The organism is Bifidobacterium sp. POST2/T3 (B1) (assembly GCF_058197115.1).
Window position 1 is genome coordinate 1,791 of record NZ_JBVPQK010000148.1, and the last position, 4,418, is coordinate 6,208.

Genomic DNA, 4,418 nt, shown 5'->3' on the forward strand with positions numbered 1-4,418 from the left:
CCAGACGAACATAGGAAACCATGTGGGCGACCAGGGCCACCAGCCCCATCGCCAGGACCACCGCCAGAAGCAGGCCCAGCTGCCCAGCGGGACAGTAAAAGGAGATGCCTCCATAGAGTTCGACTGACTGCGGGTGAGAGCAGAGGTTGACGACCAGGAGCGAACCGGCACAGGCCAGCAGGAAGGCCGGCAAGACTTCACTCAGGTACCTTAACGTCCCACTGCATCCGTACCGCCAGACTCCCAAATCAAGAAGGACGGCCACGGCCCTGGTCCTACGCCTCTCCTCAACCATGGTGAAAATCAGCGACAGGACGCCCACGGCACATATGACCAAGACCGGGTAGACGATGACGGCCATTTCCTTCATCCCCTCCCCTCCGGTCTGTGCATAGATCTTGCCAGTCGGCAGATTCGCCACCCATGCTTCAGCCGTCTGGTCAACGACCCCTGTCGGCACCTCCCGGCCACCCACCTGTGACGAAACCAGAGCCAGGGGAGTGCGCCCGCCCCAACGTTCATATCCGGTCTTCCATGCATTTCGGGAGGTAGAAGTAGATAGATGCGAGGGGATGAAGTACTGACCCATTCCACCCGGCAGGTCAGCTATAGCCGCAATCCGACTCCGTCGAGCTGGTCCGTTCCCATCATCAATACAGACCGGCGCGCCGAGGGACAGACCCGCGCCCACCTCCGGACTGGAAGCCACCACCCCATCGAGCCCGTCCAATCCTGTACTATCCCGCGCAGGATGCAGGGCTGCGGACGGAAAAATCCGACTCAGATCGCCATCTATTTGAAGGCGTGAGGCACCACGATAGTAGGAGGCGGCCCGGCGTATTTGCCGGTCGCATCCCGCACCGTCCTTTGCCATAGGCACTACAGTGGCAGGAGCCAGAATAAGAGGATCAGCATCGCGCGACCGAACATAGGCGGCCCAATGATTCAGGGCCCCTCGGTCACTGCCGACCGGGCTGATCACAGACCCTCCTGCCAGAGCCGTGGTCAGAGAGGCGCGCGCATTGGCATCGCTGTATCCCAAGAAGCCGAAAAGTCCGCAGGCGACTGCAGTGGCGACGACCACCATCGTGAAGAGCGAGGCCGCCCTAGTGGTCTCCTGATTGCGCAAAGCCAAGGTGACCACAGGACCTTTTGGGTAACCCGCCATGATGACCCCCGCTGCTCGGTTCAATAGGGGTCTGCCCACTCTTATCAAGGCCCATGCCAAGAGAGGAATCAAAAAGATGCCCATACCGCCGGCGGCCGCTCCAGTCCCCTTTAGGTAGATCATCATGCAAGTCGCAAGGACCACCAGGAGCATGGCCGCAGTAGACAGGGCGCGGTGCCGTCTCCCGGAAGAGCGGGGCATGGACTGCAAATCGGGCCGAGCTCGAATGACCCTCACTGCAGCCAATATGGCGCCCAGACATTGGCACAAAACGGAAAGCAGGACCGTCATAAGAATGGAGGAGAGGTTTGGCAGGATGCCATGCTCCGGCAAAAGCATGTCCAGCCGTGCCATGGCAGGCCTTGCCAGAGGCTTCATCAGCTCGCCCAGAGCCACGCCAATGAGGCCTGAGAAGGCAGCCATGAGACCTTGGACGGCCAGTATCGAGCCCAGGAGCCGACAGGGGGAGGCGCCCAGCAGACGGATGCGCATGAGCCTGTCCCATTGAGCAGTGAAGGCATGGTCGCTGATGGTCTTGGAAACGGAAGCTGAAGACGTCAGAAAGATGGCTACCATGACTACCGGAGTGGCCGAATCGGCACCCTCTCCTCCCCGGACCATAGCCTCAAGAACCAGGAGAATCAAGGCCATGGGACAGGCTCCAGCCAGGATGTTCAGGATTTGCAGGCCGCGGTTTCCCCTCCACAAGGAATTCACCAGGCGGATGTACCCGATCCTAATACTCCGCCCCTCAGCCCCTTCCGTTCCGGGTCCTTTCCTTTCACCGCCTATTGCTGCCCATTGCATAGGGCCAAGCTATATCGACGGATAGTGGAGATGCTACCGACAGATGTCACCATCAGGAGGACAAATGTCACTGCGTCCGCTGCACTGCAGAAGTTACCTGCAAGAATCCGCGGTCAATGGAAGGGAGAGTATTACCCGGGTACCTCGGGAAGACTCCGCTGTCTCTGCCGGTCCTACCTGCAAGAAGCCGCCCAAGTCCTTTACCCTCTGCTCAAGGGAGGACAGGCCGAAGCCCGGCACAAACCGACCAGACCCTTTGCCAGGACCCACCCCGTCGTCCGTCACACACAGGCGAAGGGTTCTCGGTGCCAGATCAATAACAATCGAGGCGGAGGAGGCATGGGCGTGACGGACCACGTTGGTCAAAGTCTCCTGCAAGGCCCGGTAGATAAGGACCTTATTCTGCGATGACAGGCCCTCCAGGCTCCCATTCACCGTAGCGGTCACATGCAGACCTGTGGATTCAAAGGAGTCTGCCAGACCGACAATCGACTCCTTGGTCAGCTCCCCGCCAAAGGCAGCCGGGTTCAAAGCCCTGGCCTGCTGACGTACCTGAGCCAGTGCCTTCTTATCGATGTCTTCGGCCTTGATCACATGGGTGAGGGCCCGGTCGATGGATGAACCCTTGTGCAGGGTCCTTTGCGCCGCCTCAAGCTCCATGTGCATGGCCGATAGGTACTGACCAATCGAATCATGCATCTGCGAGGCCATCTCTGCCCGCTCCTTAGCTAGGGCCAGGCTCTCTATTGTGAGCGACAGCCTGGCGAGCTGCCGGTTCTTTTCAATGAGCAGACGGCTGGCCCGTGCGTAAAAGAGGAAAGCCACCGCGAAGAAGACGATCAGAGCCAGGTTCAGGACCGTATCGCCCCAGGAGTCCCGTCGCCATTCTCCCCTCCATGCCATATGCAGAATGTAGACCCCTATTTCCCCTCCTACTGCGACCCAGGTCCAGATCTCCGGAAAGGCGAAGAGAACATCCACGGTCACGATGGTGGTGAGAAACATCTGCGGCGGATTGTCGAAGAGAGTGGCTGCCAGACAAACCGCGATGAGAAGGCCCCCACAAATGAGGGCAGGAATACGTCGCCGAATCAGCCTATAACCCAGCCAGGCCGACACCATGACCGTCTGGAAGAGGAAGAAGTTGAGAGGATTGCCATATTTTGACCACAGGAAGGAGCAGCAGAACGAAGCGACCTCCACCAGGCCCACGTATGGGAGGGACCCTGGTTTCCGCTCCTGAGACGACTCAGTTTCTGACGGGCTCATGACCGCCTTGAGGTCATGGCCAACTCGGTGCGATTGCGCACGCCGGTTTTGTCGAAAATGCTACTGACGCGGTTTCTGACCGTGCCCAGGGATAGGCAGAGATGATCGGCAATCTCCCTGTTGGTTAAACCAGCCACAATCATGTCGATGATCTGACGGTCAGTCCGATCGAAGTCGTCGGCTACGTCGACTCCTCCCGCAGCTTTGACAGGCTGCGACGGTTCGCCTTCCCTGCTGATGAGGTCCATCAGCCTACCCGACTCTGCAGTCCCGAGGACGCGTTCACCCCTATAGACCCTATGCACGGTGCCGATGATCTCCTCTGCATCGGCGTCTTTGAGCAGGTGCCCATATGCTCCAGCCTTGATGCTTCCCACAAGGTTCTCATCCTCGTCGAATGCCGTCAGTGCGATGCATCGGGCTTTCAGTCCTCTCTTACGCAAGATGTCGATGAGGCGAATCCCGTCAATGTCAGGCATACGGCAGTCAACCAGGGCCACATCGACATCTCTCAGGCGAGGGTGCTCCAGAAGCTCCCGGGCACTGGCTGCATCCGCGACAATGTTGATATCGTCCTCATCAGCCAGTATCGAGACCAGTCCTGCTCTGACCAGCTCCTGATCGTCGACGATGGCCAGATTGATGGTCTCCGTCATCCCAGGCATCATCTCCTATCGACAGGGACGCAAAACTGCTCGACCTCTCAGTACCCCACCTGGGCTCCATGCCCGGAATTCACCTGGGTCTGCCCCATCTCCTGACTCATCTGCATCAGGCGGGCGATGCGCTCATCGGTGGGCGGATGAGTGGAGAAGAGCCTGCTGAATCCTTTGACCGAGAAGGGGTTCTCGATCATCATGGCGGCGGCGCTCTGGGTGCCGGCGGTCTGCGGCATAGGCGCAGCCTGAGACCCATAGGATATTTTGTTCAGCGCCGACGCCAGAGCCGCCGGATCCCCAGTCAGCCGGCTGCCGTCCTCGTCGGCGTCATACTCACGGGTGCGCGAAATGGCCATCTGGATCAGAGAGGCGCCCAAGGGGGCCAGAATCGAGCTAATTAGCACGCCCAGGAGGCCGAAGACGCCGGAATCACTATCCCTGTCCCGGCTGTCACCGCCGAAATACATGAGGGAGTAACCCAGGTAGGTGATGACCGTAGCCATGGCCGAAGCCAC

Annotated in this window: 4 protein-coding genes; all 4 read right to left on the reverse strand. The window is 59.4% G+C overall.

Features of this window, described 5'->3' with window-relative positions; all coding sequences use genetic code 11:
* On the reverse strand, positions 1-1,819 hold a 1,819-nt coding region (locus tag AC0AP0_RS07640), incomplete at its 3' end, for a hypothetical protein (protein ID WP_490430027.1).
* 249 nt (positions 1,820-2,068) lie between these two features.
* Positions 2,069-3,244, reverse strand: coding sequence for a sensor histidine kinase (locus AC0AP0_RS07645; RefSeq protein WP_490430029.1), 1,176 nt, complete (start codon positions 3,242-3,244; stop codon positions 2,069-2,071).
* Positions 3,241-3,900, reverse strand: a complete 660-nt coding sequence (locus AC0AP0_RS07650) for a response regulator (RefSeq protein WP_181415028.1) — start codon at positions 3,898-3,900, stop codon at positions 3,241-3,243. Before AC0AP0_RS07650 ends, AC0AP0_RS07645 begins: the two co-directional genes overlap by 4 nt.
* A 47-nt stretch (positions 3,901-3,947) precedes the next feature.
* Positions 3,948-4,418 (reverse strand): M48 family metalloprotease (locus AC0AP0_RS07655; RefSeq protein ID WP_490430031.1); only part of this gene is annotated, 471 nt, incomplete at its 5' end.

Bases quoted from the DNA above. Each gene is read 5' to 3' on its own strand.
- AC0AP0_RS07645 (WP_490430029.1), bottom strand. From the start codon at position 3,244: ATGAGCCCGTCAGAAACTGAGTCGTCTCAGGAGCGGAAACCAGGGTCC.
- AC0AP0_RS07650 (WP_181415028.1), bottom strand. From the start codon at position 3,900: ATGACGGAGACCATCAATCTGGCCATCGTCGACGATCAGGAGCTGGTC.